Genomic DNA, 21,640 nt, shown 5'->3' with positions numbered 1-21,640 from the left:
TATGTTGGCAAGAGAAGTTCAAAATGTTCAGAATCCGGCACTGGGCGCTGCGATCGTTTGGCGTTTTTGTTGTGGATATGTCGAGACAAATCGCATAAGTGCTTCACCCCCTCTACCTCTTCTATTTCTAGTGCTTCCTATTATTCTTCATCAAGCAACCTCTGAATTTGTGAAACGTACCTTTAAAAGTTCTGGCTTACGGGCGTTTGCAGCAAAGTTCGGGGATTCATCTGTATCCAAACAGGACCTGTTGTTGCAAATTCAAGAGCGTGCTATCCGTTGGCGTAAGCTCAGCTTGCAGTCCATTGAGCTCGCGGTTGCGGGAAAATTGATCAAACTTGAAGAAAACGGCGAAGTGATTTCATTATCGCAGACTAAGGCGAGGTGTCTATCCGATGAGGTGAAGCAACTTATGGATTTGGCAGAAAAACTTGGCGCTTGGTTCGGTGAACTCACCGTGCATGAGGTCGTGACAACATTGAGGGTGAAGCTCTAATGTATTTTCAAATTCGAGGTATCGTGCTTTGGCCGCGGAACAAAAAATTCCAACCTCGCACGTTGCGTTTTGAACTTGGTAAGGTCAACGTCATTAGTGGCGCCTCGCGTACGGGTAAATCTGCGGTCATTCCAATCATAGACTACTGTCTCGGTGCAAGCACTTGCTCTATTCCTGTAAATACCATTCGCAAATACTGTGAATGGTTTGGCATCGTTGTGGCGACCGAGCAAGGTGACAAACTTTTGGCCCGAAAGGAGCCAGGGTCTCAGCGTAGCACCAATGATATGTTCCTGCTGGAAGCAAAGAATATAACTAAGATTCCCAGCCGTCTGAGTAAAAATACAAACGTTATAGCAGTCAAAAGGCTACTTGATGATCTAGCTAATCTGTCTAATCTTGATTTTTCTGGTGGGGAGGATGTCTCGGGGTTCGATGGGCGTCCGGCTTTTCGAGATTTGGCTGCTTTCACATTTCAACCACAGAACGTAGTTGCCAATCCGGATGTTTTATTTTTTAAGACTAACACTTACGAGCACCGCGAAAAGTTGAGGAAGATCTTCCCCTATATACTTGGTGCAGTCACATCAGCATTGATGGCTAAGCAGTTCGAGTTGAACAGAGCCCGTCAACTTCTACGTCGCAAAGAGCGAGAACTCAGGGATGCCGAAGATGTCTCCGCACGGTGGCTTGCCGACTTGAAGTCTAAGTACAGTGAGGCGCAGGAACTTGGTTTGCTCCCCAAGCTGGAGAATGAAATATCGCGAAACCAAATGATCAAACATCTTGACGAAATAATCGCTCGAACAGACCTAACTTTGGCGGTTAGCACATTAACGATCTCAGATGCCCTAAGTGAGCTGAATGACTTGGAAAGTGAAGAGCGAGTTGTTTCGCGCGAACTTACTACGCTCCGTCATCGACTGGAAGAAATGAACCGAATGCGAACTGGTGTGCAGCAGTACCAGACTGCATTATTATTGCAGAGGGGTCGACTTCAACTATCGAGTTGGTTGGTGTCGCATGCAAACGATGAATCGGATTGTCCCATGTGTGGTAGCCACAATGATTCAGCCAAACGAAAACTACGGGTTCTAGCTCATCGTCTTGAAGAAGTAGAGTTGGCTGCGGGCGCAGATAAGGAAAAAGAAGTACCTGCCGCCTTTGATCGAGAGTTTCAGCGCGTTACTGCAGAGGTTGATAGCGTGACCGAGCGACTTAAATCCGTACAAATCCGCAAAAGAGCGTTGACGAGTAGATCTAAGGAAGCTAATGACCAGCAATTTTCTGCGAAGCGTACCGAGCGTTTTATAGGCAACATTGAATCATCATTGGATCTACATCGTAAATTGGGCAGCGACAGCGAACTTGTCGATGAAGTGCGGGTGCTTAAGGAAACCGTACAAACATTGGAAGGGGAACTCCGCGAACAAGATATCGAGGCTCGTAAGCATAAAGCTCTGCGAATGATCAACAAAAACGCTGGGAAGCTTCTCCCTTCTTTAGATGTTGAGAATCCGCACGACCCGATTTCTTTAGAAATCAATGATCTAACAATCAAAGTCCTTGGGGCTGAGCGCGATGACTATCTTTCAGAGATAGGAAGTGGTTCGAATTGGCTTTCTTATCACTTGGCAGTATTGCTCTCTCTTCACCAATTCTTTCTGGGCCAACGAAGCAGCCCTGTACCAGGATTTCTTGTGCTTGATCAACCTAGCCAAGTTTACTTTCCTAAACCCACGGTGCATCAGGACATTGTATTAGACGAAGAACCTAAGGTTCGGGATGAAGACGTGGAAGCTGTCCGGAAAGCATTCGAAGTGATGGGTAGTGTCGTGCTTCAGGAAAATGGAAATCTCCAACTCATCGTTCTAGACCATGCTTCGAGTGTAGTGTGGGGGGAAATTGATGGAGTTGTTGGCTTGCCGGAATGGCGTGATGGTACCAAATTAGTCCCAATGAAATGGTTCAGTGAAATTTAGTAGCAAAATTTCTAGTTGGAAATCTTTCATTCGTGTATACGAACATAGGGTTTAACCATGATGATATGTCGGTGTTTATTCATAGAGCAGGTTTTTTAGGATGCCCACGTAGTTTCTTTCATCTTCTTTAGTCAGTTGGATATCATTTCACTATACCGCTGAACTTTAGGTTGAAACCAATTAAGTTAAGAGGCTATTTTGATCGAATCGTTGATAAAAAATTTAAATCAGGATATTGCTATTCTTCAACTTCGTGTTGAGAGAGATAAGGAGGCGGGCTTTAACGACATGTCACGCCTACTTGAGGCAATTTCTATCCAGTTATTCAAAGCATTAGGTATTGCCAATCTCAAAAGTAAGAATCAGATAAGAGTTAACTTTCCAGCCATTGATGCTGCGGATGATAACAAGAATGGCGGAATAGCTGTCCAGGTTACCTCAGTAGCTAATGCAGTAAAGATAAAAAAAACAATAGAGACTTTCGAGAAAAAGGATAAAAACGGTAAATCCTTGAGGGACAGTTACGCGGTTCTTTACATTTTTGGTTTCTGTAAGATCTCAAAGGGTGTGATAGTTCCAAATTATTGTAAGGTTGTGGATCCGGGTTTTTTCCTTAACAGGCTTATTGACTTTGATGATGAAGAAAAGATACAGGTTGTTATCGATTCTATACGTCGCCATGTAGACTATTCTTCTATCCACCCCTACGATGATATTGACTGTTTGAAAATCATATTAGGTTATGTGAGTCGAAATGCGGTCAGGCACTACATGTCCTGTGAAGGAAGTATTGAATCTATGACAAAAGGCCTCAAGGAAATCTCGGAGCTAATCGGAAAAGGTACTGTTAATGGTAGACAGAAGTCAAAGGCCCACCACGAATTTGAAGATCAGAATATCGCGAGTTTTTTGAGGCAGGTGATAAGCAAAATTGGTAGCATAATTGCGATTATCAATCATGCAAGCCGGGATGGTTTTGTCTACCTTGACGAGCATGATATGAAGAAAATTGATAATCAGAAACGGGAAATGATAATGGCAGCCCAGCATGTAGCTGTTGACTACGGTATTGATATACAATTTGGAATGCATGAAATAGATTGATTTTCGTTGGCGTATATAACAATAAGCTAAGCCCAACTCTAAAGGGGCAGGTCATCTAGATGGTTATATAATAATTTTTGTAGAGGAGAGAATGTTTTTTCTTATCCAAGAAATAGATTATTCTACCTAGGTTTCAATAAATTATAGGGTTTATCTAATGTTCTTTACTGTTATCGAAAAGAATGAAAAGGTATCATATAATAATCCATTAAAAGCGTATCTTTTAGTCGATTATTGGGATGACTGGGCAAAATACAGAACAATGTTCACCCTAATTGTAATCGATGAAAATGGGGATAAGCATACTATTGGTTCAGTAAAAATAGGGCAGAAAGGACTTCTTCCAGCGCAAAAAAAATCAGATAACCATCGCTGTCCAATGCTTGATAAGCATTTTGATATTTTAAGTGATGATTACTTTTCGCTGGGACAAAGCGAAGACTATTATGAATCACTAAATAAATTAAGTGAGTCACTTCGCACAAGAGTTTTTTCAGGATTACGCGATTGTGCAGAGAATTTAACAATATTTGAAAAATATATTAATGAAACTGTTATGGTTGAATCTTTATTGCGGGATATTCGGAAAGAAAATGTGAGAGGGAAATTAAATCGTTTGAGTCGTGGTGATGCTCAATTGACAGAGTATGCTTTCACGTATACATTCCCTGATTTTAATGAAGATAAGCAGCCTAAAATTTTATTTGAGGTCATACCTGAATCCAAACCACCTACTAACGTTCATGTTTTGATCGGGCGTAATGGTGTAGGAAAAACACGAGCTATGAAAAATATAGCTCTATCCATCCTAGGAAGAAAAACAGAAGAAAATACATCACCAGGTTTAATTGAAATGAATCATAGTAGCGCAATAGGAGAAATTGCGTTTTCAGGGTTAATATTGGTTTCATTTAGTGCATTTGATGATTTTGAGTTAAAAGCATCAGAAAAAGACAATTTTATATTTCATCAAGTTGGCTTAACATCTATCATTTCGACAGAATCATTATCCCCATCTAAAAAGGTCAATTCGATAAGCTCCGATTTTGCGAAATGCCTGCAGCGCTGTAAATCGGGTGTTAAAGCACAACGATGGATAAGAGCGATGAAAACGCTGGAGGAAGATGATCTTTTTGCGGAAGCAAATGTTACATCTTTACTAGAAGATGCAGAGTCACCAGCACAATGGCGAGTACGAGCAAGAAAATTATTTAAGAAACTCAGTTCTGGACATTCAATTGTACTTTTAACCATTACTCGATTAGTTGATCTTGTAGATGAAGGTACGCTTGTATTGATTGATGAGCCCGAAGGGCATTTACATCCTCCACTACTCTCATCTTTTGTTAGAACACTTTCAGACCTTCTGATTAGTAGGAATGGTGTGGGTATAATTGCAACTCATTCGCCGGTTGTTTTACAAGAAGTACCGCGCTCATGCGCATGGAAATTACGTCGTAGCCATGCTATTACAGTTGTTGAGCGTCCTTTACTTGAAACATTTGGTGAAAATATTGGGATACTGACGCGAGAAGTTTTTGGATTACAAGTAACCCAGTCAGGCTTCCATAGAATTTTGCGCGAAGAGGTTAATGATGGGAAAAGTTACCGTCAAATTATTCGTGATTTTGATAAACAGCTAGGCGAGGAAGCTAAAGCTATTATCCAAGCATTAATAATACAAAGAGATGGGGAATTGTAATGAGGAAACTACCGATTCCAACTATAATAGCAGTTGATATATTAAGACTATGTTCCTCAAGCATAAGAAATGAGACATTTAAAGTAAACCTTAGTTTAATTGAAGGTGACGTTGACAATGCTGAAGTGGAATATAGGGAGCACGCAATTGCAGAAGAGTTGTATTTAATTAAGCCAAGTGAAAATATTGGAGAGCATTTTACAGGGAAACAGATGGAACGTGTTTATAATAATACATTTGTTAAAAGTAAAAAAACACGTTTTATATATGATCAGCTGAAAAAAGCATGTGAAAATGACATATGCCCCCTTTGTGGGCAGGGAACTGTTTACCAGTTAGATCATTATCTACCAATTTCTTGTTTCCCGATTTATGGGGTTAGCCCAATTAATTTGATACCAGCTTGCGCAGACTGTAATAAACGAAAATCTATCAATGTAGCTGATGCAGCGAATAAACAGACTCTACATCCATATTTTGATGATATAGATAATGAAAGATGGCTTTATGCTTCTGTTATTGAAACACAACCTCCTGCGCTCCAGTTTTATATTGAGCCTCCAGCACATTGGGAGGGCGTTATATCTGAACGTATTTTAGCACACTTCAAAACATTTGGATTAGCCGCGCTTTATGCAACTCATGCTGCTGTGGAAATTACTAACATACGATATTCTCTGCAAAGAATTGCGGTTGGTGAAAATTCTGCAAAAAACGTGAGAGACCACCTCATAGACAAAGCTGAAAGCTGCATGCATGCGCGACTTAATTCATGGCAAACTGCAACTTACTATGCATTAGAAGAATCGGATTGGTTTTGCAATGGTGGGTTTAATGTTACCTAATGGAATTAATTTATTTTTAATGCTCAATTTTTCTCACAAATACTTTTATAAATTATAAGTAAAGGGTTTTTGTTATTGTTCTCATTTATGCTTATGATTTAATTTTGCTGAGTATGGATACGGTCGTTTTACAATCAACTATTAAAGAGCCACATTATTTAAAATAAAGTGACTCTTAAGTTTGAACTGTCCTTTGATTTTTATTTTCCCGGCATCAGTTTAAATATAGTATCACATATATTTTGCACGACGGTTATCAAATGCTGGCATAGTGCCTTCAAGGACATTTACGACCTTATTATTAATCAAATTACACTCTATTGCTCCTGAGGTATATGTAATGTTGTGCCCATTTTTTCGGTCAAACTCGCAGTGAATTATTTGCTCCGCATCGCAAACTACGGCAAGGTTTGGATTATGCGTAACCATAATGATTTGCCTTTTTTGCTTTGCTTCCGTTAAAACAGGTACAAGCAAACTGACAATGGTTTCGTTGTCTAAGTTTTCTTCGGGTTGGTCGAGTATTATGGGAGTATTACCTTTATCCACAAGCAAATAAAAAATTAATAATAATGCACCACGTTGCCCGGGTGAGAGTTGTTCAATTTGCGCATCCTGAAACATTAAGGTATATCTAGGATCAATATATTCTAATCCAAAAATTAGGTCATATACCTCATTGGAGGTACGATCCTTACGTAATAAGGATGCTATACCAACATTATTTTTAGAAGAAGCTTCGAGTTTACGATGAAGTTCATCTATGAAACTAAGTGTAGAATCTATATCGTTTAGATCATGTTTATCTATAAGGTCTTTAATAACTGATAAACTTTCCGACTCACCCCTAAACTCTCCAGAGGTTTGCTTAATGATAGAAAATAATTTGTTATAAATTTGATCGGCTGTGCAACTTAGTTCTGCCATGAACTGTAATTTATATTCGTCACGTATCAATGAGTTATTTTGTATTAATGATTGTACGGGTTCAAAGAGGGCTTCGCGGTTAGCTTTCTGTTCATTTAGTATTAAGAGTATTTGATTAGCTAATGATAATCTTTGTTCCATAAGCTGAAGTCGTTGGTTTGGTAAAGTATCCAATATATTTTTACGATGTTTCAACCCCTCGAGCGTATCTGGTTCATCTTTAGAACCTTGTAAAGATATGATTTTATCTTCCCATAGCTTTAGTTGTTCTTTATATTCTTGAAAAGCCTGCTGTGGTGCATTTAACTTTTCACTAAGGCTTGATTTCTGTTTTAAAAGAGATTCTTCTTCACTGTTCAGATTTATATTGATTTCTTTAATTGAGTTATCATGAACAATCAAACTATCCTCAATCTCATCGATTATGTTCTCGTTGATATCAAGACTGATTAATTGTTGAGGCTTTAAGTTGAGCAACTCTATTGCAGACTCAAACTCTGAATTGAATTGTTTGATCGATCTCTTAACTACTTCGATTCCTTCTCTTATATTTTTGCATGCCTTTTTTTTGGCTGCTATTTTTGTTTGCTCTTCGGTATTAGATTCTTTACTACTAATAGCCTTTTCTAACTGAGTTGTTATAGCTAAAAGTTTATCTGAAACTAATTGTTGCTCAGGTGATAAACTATTGGTTGGCTCAGCTATTTCTGCTGGTTTTATTTTAATGAGCTCTTCTAGAAGTCTTTCTTTTTGAACTAGTTGCTCAGCAAGAGCCTTTTGTGCTTCTTCACTCATTTGGTTTTCAAGAGTTTCGATTTGACGATTAAGTTTATGCAGTTCGCTACGGAAGCTTTCTATTCGACTTCGTAACGGACTTTCTTGTTCTTCAATTAATTGTTCGAAACTAAGTGCACCTAAGCGAATGGCATCACTAGAATGAGAGAAGATTACAGACCTGAGTTCTTTCTCAAAGGCATCTGATTCTCCAGACACGTGAGCGTTGCATAATGACTCAAAGTGCCCTTGAGGTATATATTTTACAAGTTCCACTTTCTCTAAAGCGGGGTTCTCATTCAAATTTTTTGTTAATATTTGCTCATCAGCCCAAGTCACTTTTGCTTCAAAACTTTTAGCTGGTTCACCAACTTTACCCCTAAATCTATTATTTTTAAGGAATGAAAAATGCTGACTTTGTTGGGAGTTACCTAGTAGTGCCGTAATATCAGCTAAAGCGCTTTTACCGCTTCCTTTGTTACCTATTATTGCCACAAGATCATGATTCAAAGTAATAGACGTTTGATCAAGCCATTTATCAGGTATCACTGCATCATTTTTTTTTGATATTTCAAGTTTATCAATAAAAATGCTTCTATTTTCGCTGACTAATTTACGTTTAGGTGGAAGTGCTCCTATATACGAACGTTTTGCTGGCTCTTTGATCGCTTGCTTCAAACCTTCAAATGTTGGATCTGCTTTTATCCACGTAGCTTTTCCCGATGGGTAGTCGCCATATCCTCGGCAATCATTACTGCCTTGTTTGCCATAGTATCGGTGCGCATCACTTCCTGAAACAGCAAGCCTTGGTATATTCTTTAAGGCATGCTGAAAATCTGAAATCCATTTTTTATTTGTATCAGTTTTGACTCCAGAAAAAGCAGCCCACAAATCTGGTGTTCTCGTTTCAAAAATAGGGGAGGTTTCAAATAACCCAAGGACATAGGCATAATGTTCTTGCCATTTTACATCAGCTAATCCATCGTTAGTGTTAAATGGCATAAATCCCAAAGCCATATTATCAGGAACATTTTTTATCGCTTGTTTGTAACTTTCATATGTTATTTCAGCGATTGTTGAACCAGCAAGCAATGCTGTGTCATCAACGCTTATAACTTCCGATTTTTTAAAACCTTTTTCACGTAGTAAATCTTCACCTACTTGACGTGCAAGACATTTTAACGAATATTCAGATAATGGTCGATCAATAAGTGCGACTCTCAATCCAGCAAGAAAATCTTTTAATACTTGATCATTTGTTTCATCTGAAAACAACACATGAGCATTGAGCCGACTCTCCATCGGTGACACTAATCGTAATTCAATCCCAGGGAAGACAGTTTTATTTAATTTAGGTGCGTCCGGATCTAATAAACGTTTTTTTAGGGCAAACCACCCATCAAAAGTCCAGTAATCCATGATCGCAAATACGGCAGGTTCGGCTGTATTCAATGCCTGAATCATTTCATCTATAAGCCGTATATTATCAGCTGGGTTTGGGGTGGAGTTAAATTTTTGTCCTTCCCAATGAAATGATGCAGGAGTGTGGATATGTAAGTCCCATTTACGCCATTCTGAACCACGAGAATAATCATTGCTTTTCACTTTTTCGCTCTCACAATTATTTATGGTTAATCCTAATGCTTTGCTGGTTTGATCATATTTACTTTTTTAGGTTGGTTTACTTCCACATTATCCTTACTTATAGCTGCGTAACGTGTGAACAAACATACACCCTAACTGTTGATAATGAGAAGATACTATTACTACTATATAGGTTCCAGTAGAAATTTTTTAATACATGATTTTTTTGTTGTTAATCAATTGCTTACGTGAGGCATTGGATTGAACAGAGGCGATGTCAGCAATATAGCTCTCCAATCATAGCAATTGCCGCTTCAGAACTTGGTTTTCAGTGTAGATACTGTGTCATGTCTTAAGTCGTCGCTCGTTCCATTGAAAGGCTGAGTCGTGAACATGGACCTACTACGACGATTACATTTCACCGCTACGAACCAAGGGGCGCTACGCTCGACTATGCAGGGTCATTTTTTCTCCCGCGTGATTTATCTTCCCGCATCAGCTTCCGGTTAATCGTTTCCCAACACAACCCGTCCCGCAAGGGTAAATGGCACGCATGCTGCGCCCTTGCAGGACAGAACGATGCCATGAAAGCGAACCGTCAGGCGATACGAAGACGAAAATCACATCACTAACGGAGAAAAATCATGACTATTTCCCTGCATAACAAGACTAGCGCCCCTAACACCGCAGCGGCGACCAGCTTATCCCCGCTGGAGCAGTCAGGCTCCTCAAAAACGAAATTTTCCAAAACCAAAACCGATATTTATCAGATTGTCACTGACAATATCATTTCTGCACTTGAAGCAGGAGTTAAGCCGTGGTCCTGCCCGTGGCAGCGCGCACCTGGTATGTCAGGATTACCTTCAAATTATGCGACAGGTACTGCTTACAGTGGGATGAATATTATGTTGTTGTGGGGCAGTGCGTCAGAGCAAGGATTCAATGATTCACGCTGGATGACCTACAAACAGGCGCAAGCGGAAGGCGGGCAGGTGCGCAAAGGGGAGCACGGCACAACCGCTATTTTCTATTCCACACTGGAGAAAGAAAATGATGCCGGGGAAATCGACTATATTCCGATGCTCAAAACATTCATCGTTTTTAACGTTCAGCAGATCGATGGTCTGCCACTGTTTGCTGAGACTGTGAGTACCGCTGAGACGTTCGAGCCTTTGCCTCAGGTTGAAAATCTTTTCCAGAGCAGCGGCGCAAACATCATTGAGAAAGGAAAAAACGCCTTTTTCCGCCCCACAACCGATGACGTCTGGTTGCCGGACCGTTACCTTTTTTCTGATGCCGCTAATTTCTACTCCACCGGGCTGCATGAACTGGTGCACTGGAGTGGTGGCAAAGGCCGTCTGAATCGTGAGATGAAAGGGAAATTTGGCAGTGAGGATTATGCTTTCGAGGAGTTGATCGCCGAGTTGGGAAGCGCGTTCCTGATGGCGGATTTGGGGGTTGTCGGAGAGGTCCAGCACGAAAGCTATATTGCTTCTTGGCTGAAAGCACTGAAAAATGACAAACGCTATATTTTCAAAGCCGCTAGTGCGGCATCAAAAGCGCATCATTATTTGATGGATAAAGCCTGAGGATAAGGGGAAGAAGCAGCAAAGGAATGTGGCTTTAACCTTACAGGCCATTGAGTAGAGCAAAGCTTGTTTCAGGGGGATATAATTTCCCCTGCAAATTTTCCTGGTATTTGATGCCAGGAAAATTCGCAGGCTGCAGGGCGGGCGGCAAAGAGCCCGCTCATCCCTTTAGATTAATTGGCTTAAACTTGATCTGGCAGTGTTCTCTGTTAGAACACGATTCAACCTGACAGTCGGCAGCGAGCTGTAAATTCAATTGATGGATGCAATACACCAAAGTGGTCGGTCAACATGATTTTTAGTCATGGCTCTGTTATATTCATCGGAAGTCCCTTTCTGGCCTAGCGCAGGCTAGGCTGTAAATTATCACAGAGAAGTCATATGACAGCACCTCCTACATCTATGAAATGCTGTAATATTGCTGCTCTTAAAGCATATCTTGCTGGCTTTCCGCACAAACTAGATTATAAACCTAATGGGCAGAGTATGTACGGATTTGACGATGGGCTTACGCTAAATGTGTATGACACTGGCTCAGTCGTCTTCCAAGGTGCTGGAGCCGCTGGACTACTCGCTGTTCAGATTGCTAATCTTATTAATCTGATCAATAAGCCTATTAATCCTCAAGCGCAGACACAACCCTAACTTTGCATTCAACCAGATGGCATACTGTCGGGTGTTCAACTGAAAGGTTAGGAGCTAGGAGGAGAGATGAAGTCACGTGAGCTATTGACGACACCAGTTCTTATCGTCACTCGATACACAATCGTTTCGCATCAGGATGGTAAGTTTTTGCACAGCTTTACTCCAGAGAGCACAAGTACCGTTTACCAATTTATTGCTAATCGGGAACCGGTTTTTGACCAGAACGAGCGATATAACATTGGCTATACGGTCAAAGATGGTGTGAACTGGGTGGACGTGTCAGCGTCTGCAAAGGCAGATCAGGTAGACCCACACAAAAGTTACTACGTGTCAAAACTACTTGGAGAAGAACTGAGGGAAGTCGAAACTCAAAAGTCTGACGAGAGGGTTCAACACAATGCTCGTGATGGCCGCTATCTAGGGAAGAAATACGCTTGGCGAATCTATGGTATGGCTGTTGCTCGTGACACATTTGATGCGTATATGAAAGACATCGCACATCCAGCGGTTGACTGCTTCACCGAGGGTAGCCCGTCAGTGGCATACAAGGAAGACGGACTTGAAGCGGCGATGGTAGCGCTCATTCAGTCGGCAACCAGAGTAGGCGGCAACCGTTTTAAGTCATCGCTCCTTCCATCAAAGAATTGGTTTCAAATCAAGGGTATCTCCGCCATTACTGATAAGAAGTAGGTCCAAGATAGATTGACCGCTTTTTATTACTGTCAACGCCAGTTGCTGGCCGAAAAGAGCCAGTCATCGAAGGCAGCTTTCGACTGTGAGTTCAACCGATGGATGCCACACAAAGCTGCCTATCAGATTAGGTTATACCTTGAACCATAAAAATGTTAGCTCAAATCTGAGCTAACATGCGTTTAAGGGCATTTAACCCGACTTCAACTATTATTTATTGTGCCTATCTGCATCGCCAGAACGAAACGTGGTGCTCCGTGCTGCCGCAATACGCCCCCGAGCAATTTTCACATAACCCTCTTCTCGCTCAATACCGATGAAATTGAATCCTTCCATCGCCGCAGCTTTGCCAGTGCTTCCACTGCCCATAAAGGGATCAAGTACAGTACCGCCCGGGGGCGTAACCAGACGGCAGAGGTATCGCATCAGTGCTGTGGGTTTTACACACATATGATTGTTACCCACACCACGGTCTTTTTTGCTGGCTTTTGCACAATAAAAGAACCGACTGGGACCACTAATTTCTGCTTGCTGAGTAGTATCTGGGAACATAGCAAGTACTTCATCACTGCCATCATGGATAAGATTGGCAGGCCAGCGACCATCTGGGCTTCCTTGCCTGGCGATACCGCCATCACCTTTATTTCTGCCTCGCCACATGTGGTTAGGATCGGAACCTCCCGGTCCATTTGGATAATCATAAGGTGATTCTCCTTCTGCCAGAGGGATCCTGCATTCGCTGATGTTCAGAACGCCGGTACCATACACGCCTACGTTGGATGCTATGGACCCCCTGAATGGCTTGCGGGCAAGGGTAATCGGCTCCAGTGCTGGTTTTAATGTGTGATGAGATTTAGGAAATCCAGAACCGTATACCCAGCCCAGCATTCCGTCATGTCCAAATGCTGCGTCCAGCAATTTGAGCTGATCCGGAGATAAACTTTCAATAAGGGTCTGAGCAGCATTGCTGGTCTCGTAGAGAAATACAATCATGTCACGTATTTCAAAGCCCGCATCCTCGATACGCGCTGCCATTCGGTGTTGAGTGCGAGAGCCCGCGAACGACAGCAGATGACCACCTGGTTTGAGTACACGCAGACATTCTTTCCAGATGGCTTGTGAAGGAACATCATAGTCCCATGTCTTACCCATGAATTTAATACCATAGGGTGGGTCGGTCACAATGCTGTCCACAGAGTTGTTCGGCATACTGCGCAGAACGTTAAGGCAGTCACCATGAGTCAAAATGTCATGCATGGCGTTCCCTCCCTGCATCGTCACCACATGATGAAGAGGGGGCCCCCTGTTTATCACTGATACTCCCTTCCAGTTCATCAATTGTGCGGAACAGAAACATCTCGCGGTGCTTCGCATCAAACGGAACGGGAACACTGTTTCTCATCACCGTTCTGATGCTGCCAAACAGCCTTACCAGCGATTCTTTCGTTTTATCATCCGGCATAACATACATCGCATAGTGCCAGCGTCCGGCGTCGCTGGCGGCAAGATGACTGTTAATAATGCTGATGTAACGGGCGCGGGTTTTCATCGAGCGCTCTGTTTCCACCGCAACGATGGCACCGCTGCTTAAGGTAATAATACCGTCCGGTCGGTGCCGGATACCTGGGTACCGCGCCAGAAACTCTCCCCGGTCGCCGTTAAGCCAGCCTGTGCCGCCTTTTTCCTCCAGGGCGATCCTGATCAACTGGTTTAACAGGCGATGTTCCAGCGTCGAGTGTCTGAGTTTGCCCGGCTCAAAATAGGCAGGGAAAACCTTGTCATTAGCGCTAACCACCATTGCCAGTCCCTGCATGGTGATCCCCCACAATGATTTTCTCCCGGTCAATACTGGGTATTCATGTTTAATCAGGAAGCCCATCGCAACCACTTTATTGAGCAGTTTATACATCGCATGGTTATGTTTCCCTTTATAGCCGACAACTCTTTTTAAGGTCTGGAAATCAGAGAACGTTTCCTCCTTGAGAAAATACAGCAATGCCCCCATTCTCCGTTTTGCGGCTTCATTTCTTTCAGCAACGTTATGAATAAGCATTGATAGCCTCACAGGTTAATAGAGGGTTTGCGAATCGGATTTTCTTTTTCGGTATGCGGAGGTTTTTTATGCTCAAATGAGAGCAGGTCGATATATTGTTTTTTCGCTGGAATGTGGAAAAGTTTGGTTGCCTTCGCCAGATCATTCTGGGTGAAAACAAAACCAACAAATTGGGGGAGGTTAAGCAACATATTGCTGTCTATATAATATCGTTCAGCCTGACGGATCATCCTGTCCGTTTCTATTTTCTCCGTAAGGGAGATATCCGTTTTCACTTTCCTCATTTCATCGTCTACCAGAATAGAGCCGGTCATCCTTGCCACCCAGTCTGCGGTATCCGGATCGCGAAGGCGGTAAACCAGCATAAACTTGCAGTTCTCAATGACCGAACCGGCAACGGTATCACCCTCCACATCTGCCGGGCAGTCATATAAATCTTTTACCGACTGGTGGGCCATGATGATATGGACACCTTTGTCCCTCGCAGCGCCAAGTCCTTCAAGCGCAGGGCGGGACAGGTGATACTTGAGTTCGTCAAGGAAAATAGCGACCGGACGAGGTTTGTCTTTTATCCGGTCACGGGTTTCAGCTATCTGAATCAGGCGAGTTAAAATCATTCGCTGAGCCGATATGATTTTCTGGTTACGCATCGAGCCGATGATATAACAGCAACCGCCCTCATCAAATATTTTCTTTAGTGAAAATCCCTTATTGGCATTAATGGAATTCACTAAAGCGATTTCCTCAAGCTCGCCATAAAAAGCAGGCACATCTTCATTGAGGGATTTCACAAAGTCAGTGTTGAATAAATCACGTAATGTCATTCCCTTTTCATAAATAGCCGCCGTATTTCTGGCTGCACGGCGATCGGCGATACGGTAAAAGTCAGCACCTTCGCCTTTTTTACCCAGGCTGAAACCAGCATTAAACAGTTCCTCCAGTTGTTCATGAGAAATATCAGCCAGTAAATCAAGCTGAAAATGAAGGTCATTCAGGTTAATAAGAACAAATTTTTTTCCCGTTTTCAGGCAGGCTTCCCGCAGTACATGTGGTGCCCACTCATCATTTTTAGGATCTTCGACAAATACGCCTTCACCTGAAAGTATTGCCTGATAAAGCAGTACACAGGCACTGACTCCTTTACCAGAGCCAGTGGTGCCGATAAGGTCTGCGTGCTGAGTTTGAAATTCTTCGGGGGTGATATATTGCGGCTGATCATCTTTGTCCAGCCCGATAAAGATACCGTTATTCAGGTCAATATAATCCAGCGGATTATACGCAATGCTGTTAGGCAACATGTCCCTAACTTCACGAACATCCGTTCTGACATTTCTTTCCAGTTTACTTTTTTTAATCATCCGGTGTTTCAGACTGTCGACTTCTCCGGACAGCAGCCTTCGGGCAGTAATATGAAAAGCCAGACCGGCAAGCGTAAATCCGACAGTCAGTATCCAGAGTGATAATCTGAGCAGGATGTCATTATCGAGCGCTTTAAAGAAAAAACTCAGCCCCTGAATGGTCAGCGGTGACAGAGTACCGAATATGAGAAAGAAGGTGGATACACCCACTACTGATTTTAACCAGAAGGGGGTATTTTTTCTTTCTTCTCTTGGCAGGTGAAATATAAATGGCAGCGTCAGCCCGGCAAATATGGACAATATTACCGGGTTGTGTTGCAGCCACAGCAGCAAAAAAGAAAAGGCATCCGAAAAGGCATTCAGCCTTTGCATCAGATGAGTTCCCATTGCAGTGATCTCCGGTCTGATTTCGGTGTGGCGGGCGCATCATATGGGCGTCACCGATGGACGTAAAACCCCACGCCCATACGCGACGCTCATTGATGACGCCCATAAAAGGATGAAAAGCACTGAACGCCTCCGGCGCTCATGCCCGTTATCCGCGCCTTCAGATACCAGCCGACCCGTGGTCGTCAGTCCCCTGAAACGCCCGCATGACGGGCAACAGCGTGTTTCCTTTGTCCTGGCTGTACGCCCTGACAGCCGGAAACATGGGGGCAATGTCTTCGCTGAACGCTGCGTCAAAGCCCCCAAGGTCAAGGGCGGCACACCGTCGCACGCTACGCGCGACCAACCCCTTTAAGACGCGCGTTTCGCCTGTTTTTTCTCGCAAGCTCCAAAAAACGGGAACGCTGCTTTAAAGGGGTTGGTCGCGCCTGATCGGCAATATTCCCCGCTGGGGCGGTAAATATTACCTGGCTTGACGGTGTGCGGGGCTTTGCCCCCCAAATAAACCGCTGTCGTGGGCGACAGCTTTTCGCTCGCTGGGGCGGCGAAATTTATTCGGCTCCCCCCGGCCTGCTCAATTCGCTTTGGGCGAATGTTCGCAGGTGGGCGCGGTGCCTGAAAATTGGCAATTTCTGCGAAATTTAATTTTCTGTCCGCGCTCCACATACTTATTTTACGGCTTAACAATTTCTCCGAAATTGAAGCCAAAATAAGCATGCTTTAAAATCGCCGTCTGTCAGTTTGTGGTGTCGTTCGATACATTATCAATGTTTATCATTCACATCTGTTCGCGGGCTATTTCAGCCCGACATACCCGTTCAGCGTTTAATGCCGCACGGTACGTTTCATCATCGGCTTTCGTTCCCTGACTTTCGGCATACCGCCTGAGCTTCTCTGCGTCCGATTTATTAAGCTGTGACAGATGATGCCGCAATAAACCGATAAATCGGCTCTCATATATCTCGTAATAAAGCCCACATCCATGATTGGCTTCTTTTGACAGAAAATCATAGATACACGTGACAGATATTCTGTCGTGATGCGTTGAGTGAATGTTGGCAATAAACAGGTCTTCTTTATCCACTTTTGTTTCTCCATGCAGGGAAATACATTAAGATAACGGCAGTGTTGTATTAGCCTCTGACCCTGCCAAACCTGGACAGGATTTTATTCACCGCCTCCGGGTCAGCACTGGCACATTCTCCCAATAAAGCTTTTCTGGCATTCAGTGTGTGATTGGGTAAAAAACCGTGTTTATTCTTTTTGACGATATTAAAGAAAGCACGTTCCGCAGAACGACATTCACTTCCTCCATTGTTTCCGGTTGCTTTACCATACATACAAAGCACCACTTCGCACGGGTCAGTAGCGAAAGAATAAACAGGCGTCCCGGCAGCAATGCACAGCACTGCCGCCGCAATAATAGAATATTTCATGATGACGTCCTTACGGTGAGGTAAATTTCAGGATGTGAGGGGGAAGATTTAATACGAGAAATAAATGCGGGTGTCGCTGCATGTCAGGCATCCAGAGACTAGCTGATATTCAATAACGCCTTTTGCACCATATTGACGTAGCCAGTCTTTTGCAGTAAAGAATTCTGCGCCTGATGTTGCAGCAACAACAATACGCGCAGAGTGGGCGACCGCGTAAAATACGGCGGGCGTCCAGTGTGTCTCATTAAAATTCCGTGCGTGAATGGATAATAACCATTTATCTTTAATCATTGGAGAAGGAATAATAACCGGGTTGTCTCGCCATTGCGGTAAACCGGTATTGACTGACTGGCCCGGTTTATCCCATTCAACAGGAACCGGTAGCGGGGGTGAAGAACAGCCGGAAAGTACCAACGAAAATAGCAGCATATTGATAACCTTCATCATGCTTTCATCTCCTCAAAAAAGGCGCTGCGGTGCAGTGGCCGGAAATAAATATCATTCATCCGGCGCACATTACCGTCCAGGTCGATACTCACGATAACGTCCAGACTGTCCAGTACCTTGCGTAACATGAAGGTGTATGGGAGTCGGGCACATTGCGGGTTTTCATAACAGCGGGTAATAAACCCGTCTACCGCTTCCATTGCCGAACCGGCATGGATAGAGGTCATACTGCCTTCATGGCCGGAAGCGGTTATCTTAAGAAAATCCCAGGCCTCACCGCCGCGTACTTCGGTTAATAGTATGCGGTCGGGATTCATGCGGTAATTCCAGCGCAGCAGGCTGGCGGGCGTTACAATTGACCCTTTTTCATCTGCCGATTCCGACGGATAAAAAAGGTGGACGTAGTTTTTATGAATAAATAAGGTGATTTCTGGGTTATCTTCAATAGTCGTAATACGCAGATGAAGTGGGATATAACCAATCAGCATCTTCATATAGGTGGTTTTCCCGGTACTGGTTTCCCCGGCCACCGCAATGGTTTTACCGTATTCCACACATTTCTCCATAAAGCGCGGAATGTCCTTCGCATTATATAAGGCCAGTAATTCCTGATCGCGCGTATGCGTTTTTTCCGTGCCCGTTACCCGGTTATAAAACCCGGCGGCGATATAGTCCTGATGCGGGATTTGCACCTGTGAGGGTTTACGCAGGGTAATAGACACCGTGTTACGTTCGCAGGCCGGGGGCACTATAACCTGACAACGTTCGCCGGATTCCAGCGTGGCTGACAGCCCTGGCTTGATATCTTCGATATTGTCGCCGTGATGCTTCGCCAGGCATCTGGCAAAGTTGTAGCAGCCCTCATAATCCAGCGGAACAGTATGCTGTTCCCAGATGCCATCAATTTTGGTGAATAGCTCACCCGGGCGGTTGACGGCGATCTCTGTCAGTCCTCGGTGATCCAGAAAATCGCCAAAAAATTGCTGCTTATAGCGGTCGAGAGAGAGGTTTTTCATGTGATATCCTTGGAGCGGATAAATGTGTGGAGGGAGCATGTCTAAGACGAAGGTACTGTTCGCTTATTGCCATGAAATGGGGCGCTGCTTGTCCATTGATGAAGCGCGAACGGAATTTTTTTCCAGAAAGCCGGAAGAAAGAAAGCGGTTCACTTTTTCCTGTAGCGATCGCAACTGTAATGTCACCATTAGCGGCGTTAACTATCACGTCAAAGCTGAGGATGGCGAAAAATTCAGGGCTGCACACTTCCGTTCCCCCCATCCTCACAAGTTCGGATGTGAATGGATCGCGTTCACCGAGGATGCCGATCAGGACAGACGGCCGGACGAATCAGAGGCTGATTTCACGGAAAGAAAAGCAAAGCAAAAGCTGACGGACTATATCAACTGCTTTGACCCTTCGATTGATGATCCTGAGGGTGAGCCAGCTGATCCCCTGAAGCTTGCCACTCCCGCTCATGTAAAAAAACCTGTCGGGGATGATGAAAAGTCCGGTGCAGATGAAGAGCCACGCTGGAGTCGCTATACGCGAACCAACCAGCTGCAGCGACTGATCGACACATGGCAGGAAGCGAAAGAAACGCTGCCTCAGGATGAGTTCAGGGCATTGAGACTCAGGATCATGCATCACGGTCAGGTCTATCTTCATGAATATATAACGCATATTCAGCGAGGATTGACTAACCCCTACGCGGGCGTCATCTATGGCGGTGGGACCCTGATGCATCGGTATGGCCGGGGTTTTCTTATTAATTTCTTTGATAAATATGAGGGTAAACCTGTTCGCCTGTATGTCAGTAAAGATCTGATGGCGAAAGGGCGATTTGGTCATTATATCGATGAAATTTTGGACACAGAGAACGTCAGGTATTTCCGTGTATTTCTGCTCAATCCGGTTGTTTTTGAAAGGGAAAATAGCGCAGGAAAATCCGTTATCAACCTTGAAATATCAAAGCTGCGCCAACTGGCGATTTACTACGAGCTGAACTCCAGCAGGGTAGATGATTCTCCATCCTCGGAGCAGGAGGGGGACAGTCCGGCATAGCGGGCTAATGTCGTCACAAGAATGATAATATCGGTGATGTCAGGCAGCGATATCTGCTTATGTGCCAGCCGGATATCGTCTGAGGTAAAAGGCGGTACATCCAGAGAACCTTCACCGATGGTGAGGCAGAACGTTTGTTCTTCCCCAAAGTCAATGATGAGCTCTGTCAATGTGCCCCCGGCACGATAACATGTCATGACTATTCTCCTGATCCCGGTAAGGTGTGACATTACGTCGTTGACTACGGCATTGTTGTAATCGTCCCTGACGATGACGTCTGTCGCGGTGACGCCAAACAGAAACTTTCGATTATTCACTCTTCAACCTCAGCGTATAGATGCCGGAAAAATCAATATCCCGCCCTGTGATCAGATTGATGATCTCCCCCTGATTTTTGTCGAGGGTCGGTGGGATATTGATGCTGTTTTCCAGCGTGGTACGTGCCATATCCGCCATGGCCTGACGGCTGTTTTCGGTATAGTCCGTATTACGATCTTTCTGACCAGCACTGTTGGATGCCCATGCACCAATATCAGGGAGCATACCAACCAGTAATGCGCCGCCGAATCGCTCTCTGAAATGCGTGTCGATCCAGCCGTCAACGCCAGCCTCGCCCAGTTCTCCGGCAGCACGGGTATCGACCAGCGGAATATCAAGGTAAGGGGGCTGGCGGGTACGCAGTTTTGTGATGATGAGAAAGGCGCGTTCCTGTCCGTGCGCCATTCCTGTCGCTGCGCCAGTCTGGTAAACGCCTGAAGCCGCAGTCCCTTTTTCAATCAGTTTCGTATTACCGCTTGCACTCCAGATATCTTCGGCGATCGTGCAGCGGATTTTCCCTGCCCGGTCCGAGACAAAGCGGTAATCCAGAGAACAGGGAATGGCGGTATTTTCCGGAACGTACAGGTCCGGGTTGTAAGGAATACGCTGGACCGCTGCAGGAGAGAGTTCCGGTTGTGGCGCAGTGGTATTTTGCCGGGCAGTGGATGACGTTTCTAACGGTTGTCCGTCAGAGGTTGCCTGCGTCATCTCCTGCTGGCGGCTCCGTGCCGGGGCTTGGGTCGCAGCGGCTGACCTGTCGCGACGAACCAGAAAATGAGCTTTATTAAGTTGAGGCGGCATCTCAGCCTCCGGGGCTATCGTAATGCGCGGTCTGTTTCCCGCCGGTACCGATGCTTCGGCTTCGGTATCTTGCGTACCCAGATCGGTACGCTGCCGGTAATCTGTCCGGTTCGTCTGTGGCGCAGAATCCTGCTGCTTCTCTTCACCGGGTTGCCAGAGCAGATTGCGGTATACCCAGTTGCCCGCCCATGCCAGCGCAATCAGCGCAACGGCGGCGAGCGCCAGAAAAGCGGTGGCTTTCCCGCGCCTGCGCTTTTTCAGTTTGTTGACGGCGGGTTGTAGCGGATCATTCTCTTCATCGTCCTGCTCTGTGAGAAGTGCCGCTTCACGCTTTGTACGGGCCTCGCGCTCCAGCGTGGCAATATCGTCATCCGCCTGCGCCGGAGAAGGTCGGGCTCCATCAGACACAGAATGCTGATATTCGTCATTCATCTGCATGGC

Annotated in this window: 19 protein-coding genes; 9 read left to right on the top strand and 10 right to left on the bottom strand. The window is 44.4% G+C overall.

Annotated features, from left to right (window positions below; translation table 11 throughout):
• Position 1: 1 nt before the first annotated feature.
• The 5 genes from CWM61_RS04755 to CWM61_RS04735 all read left to right on the top strand — a co-directional run bounded on the left by CWM61_RS04755 (position 2) and on the right by CWM61_RS04735 (position 6,129).
• Positions 2–496 carry a three component ABC system middle component gene (locus tag CWM61_RS04755; RefSeq protein ID WP_100630804.1) on the top strand — a complete coding sequence of 165 codons (495 nt, stop codon included), beginning with the start codon at positions 2–4 and terminating at the stop codon, positions 494–496.
• A complete protein-coding gene (locus CWM61_RS04750; RefSeq protein WP_100630803.1) occupies positions 496–2,478 on the top strand; it encodes a DUF3732 domain-containing protein in 1,983 nt (660 codons plus the stop codon). The genes CWM61_RS04755 and CWM61_RS04750 overlap by 1 nt, the downstream gene beginning before the upstream one ends.
• A gap of 198 nt (positions 2,479–2,676) precedes the next feature.
• Complete coding sequence (locus CWM61_RS04745; protein ID WP_100630802.1) at positions 2,677–3,582, top strand: SMEK domain-containing protein; 906 nt, start codon at positions 2,677–2,679, stop codon at positions 3,580–3,582.
• A gap of 157 nt (positions 3,583–3,739) precedes the next feature.
• Complete coding sequence (locus tag CWM61_RS04740; protein WP_100630801.1) at positions 3,740–5,284, top strand: AAA family ATPase; 1,545 nt, start codon at positions 3,740–3,742, stop codon at positions 5,282–5,284.
• Positions 5,284–6,129, top strand: coding sequence for an HNH endonuclease (locus tag CWM61_RS04735; protein WP_100630800.1), 846 nt, complete (start codon positions 5,284–5,286; stop codon positions 6,127–6,129). The genes CWM61_RS04740 and CWM61_RS04735 overlap by 1 nt, the downstream gene beginning before the upstream one ends.
• A 231-nt stretch (positions 6,130–6,360) precedes the next feature.
• Here CWM61_RS04735 and CWM61_RS04730 read toward each other — a convergent pair whose 3' ends face one another.
• On the bottom strand, positions 6,361–9,435 hold the full coding sequence (locus tag CWM61_RS04730; RefSeq protein ID WP_100630799.1) for a TrlF family AAA-like ATPase: 3,075 nt from the start codon (positions 9,433–9,435) through the stop codon (positions 6,361–6,363).
• A 623-nt stretch (positions 9,436–10,058) separates the two neighbouring features.
• On the opposite strand from CWM61_RS04730, the gene CWM61_RS04725 reads away from it, so the two are divergent.
• The 3 genes from CWM61_RS04725 to CWM61_RS04715 all read left to right on the top strand — a co-directional run bounded on the left by CWM61_RS04725 (position 10,059) and on the right by CWM61_RS04715 (position 12,338).
• Positions 10,059–11,003, top strand: coding sequence for an ArdC family protein (locus CWM61_RS04725; protein ID WP_100630798.1), 945 nt, complete (start codon positions 10,059–10,061; stop codon positions 11,001–11,003).
• A 381-nt stretch (positions 11,004–11,384) separates the two neighbouring features.
• Positions 11,385–11,648, top strand: a complete 264-nt coding sequence (locus tag CWM61_RS04720; RefSeq protein WP_206054233.1) for a hypothetical protein — start codon at positions 11,385–11,387, stop codon at positions 11,646–11,648.
• A gap of 66 nt (positions 11,649–11,714) precedes the next feature.
• Positions 11,715–12,338, top strand: coding sequence for a hypothetical protein (locus tag CWM61_RS04715; protein WP_100630796.1), 624 nt, complete (start codon positions 11,715–11,717; stop codon positions 12,336–12,338).
• A gap of 210 nt (positions 12,339–12,548) precedes the next feature.
• Here CWM61_RS04715 and CWM61_RS04710 read toward each other — a convergent pair whose 3' ends face one another.
• From CWM61_RS04710 to virB11, 8 genes are all read right to left on the bottom strand, one after another.
• Positions 12,549–13,595: a DNA-methyltransferase gene (locus tag CWM61_RS04710; protein WP_100630795.1), complete on the bottom strand. Its 1,047-nt coding sequence runs from the start codon at positions 13,593–13,595 to the stop codon at positions 12,549–12,551.
• Positions 13,588–14,391: a MobC family replication-relaxation protein gene (gene mobC / locus CWM61_RS04705; RefSeq protein WP_100630794.1), complete on the bottom strand. Its 804-nt coding sequence runs from the start codon at positions 14,389–14,391 to the stop codon at positions 13,588–13,590. Before mobC ends, CWM61_RS04710 begins: the two co-directional genes overlap by 8 nt.
• 8 nt (positions 14,392–14,399) lie before the next feature.
• The gene (locus CWM61_RS04700) at positions 14,400–16,136 is read right to left on the bottom strand and encodes a type IV secretory system conjugative DNA transfer family protein (RefSeq protein ID WP_100630793.1); all 1,737 of its coding nucleotides are present in this window, start codon (positions 16,134–16,136) and stop codon (positions 14,400–14,402) included.
• 351 nt (positions 16,137–16,487) lie between these two features.
• On the bottom strand, positions 16,488–16,853 hold the full coding sequence (locus CWM61_RS29055) for a hypothetical protein (RefSeq protein ID WP_227521372.1): 366 nt from the start codon (positions 16,851–16,853) through the stop codon (positions 16,488–16,490).
• Between the two features lie 61 nt (positions 16,854–16,914).
• Entirely contained in the window at positions 16,915–17,220 is a 306-nt protein-coding gene (locus tag CWM61_RS04685; RefSeq protein WP_100630791.1) for a dpoa decarboxylase, read from the bottom strand.
• A 49-nt stretch (positions 17,221–17,269) separates the two neighbouring features.
• Positions 17,270–17,572: a TrbM/KikA/MpfK family conjugal transfer protein gene (locus CWM61_RS04680; RefSeq protein ID WP_100630790.1), complete on the bottom strand. Its 303-nt coding sequence runs from the start codon at positions 17,570–17,572 to the stop codon at positions 17,270–17,272.
• Positions 17,573–17,620: 48 nt separating this feature from the next.
• A complete protein-coding gene (locus tag CWM61_RS04675; RefSeq protein ID WP_100630789.1) occupies positions 17,621–18,019 on the bottom strand; it encodes a cag pathogenicity island Cag12 family protein in 399 nt (132 codons plus the stop codon).
• Complete coding sequence (gene virB11, locus CWM61_RS04670; protein ID WP_100630788.1) at positions 18,016–19,035, bottom strand: P-type DNA transfer ATPase VirB11; 1,020 nt, start codon at positions 19,033–19,035, stop codon at positions 18,016–18,018. Before virB11 ends, CWM61_RS04675 begins: the two co-directional genes overlap by 4 nt.
• Before the next feature lie 37 nt (positions 19,036–19,072).
• On the opposite strand from virB11, the gene CWM61_RS04665 reads away from it, so the two are divergent.
• Positions 19,073–20,080 (top strand): hypothetical protein, encoded by a 1,008-nt coding sequence (locus CWM61_RS04665; protein WP_100630787.1) that lies wholly within the window; start codon positions 19,073–19,075, stop codon positions 20,078–20,080.
• A 309-nt stretch (positions 20,081–20,389) separates the two neighbouring features.
• Here the strand turns inward: CWM61_RS04665 and virB10 are convergent, their stop codons facing one another.
• Positions 20,390–21,631, bottom strand: coding sequence for a VirB10/TraB/TrbI family type IV secretion system protein (gene virB10, locus CWM61_RS04655; protein ID WP_100630785.1), 1,242 nt, complete (start codon positions 21,629–21,631; stop codon positions 20,390–20,392).
• Positions 21,632–21,640 lie beyond the last annotated feature (9 nt).

This window comes from Klebsiella sp. K-Nf6, assembly GCF_002806655.1.
Lineage (GTDB): Bacteria > Pseudomonadota > Gammaproteobacteria > Enterobacterales > Enterobacteriaceae > Klebsiella > Klebsiella variicola.
The sequence above is the reverse complement of the archived record's forward strand: the minus strand, read 5'-3'. Positions and strand labels throughout refer to the sequence as shown.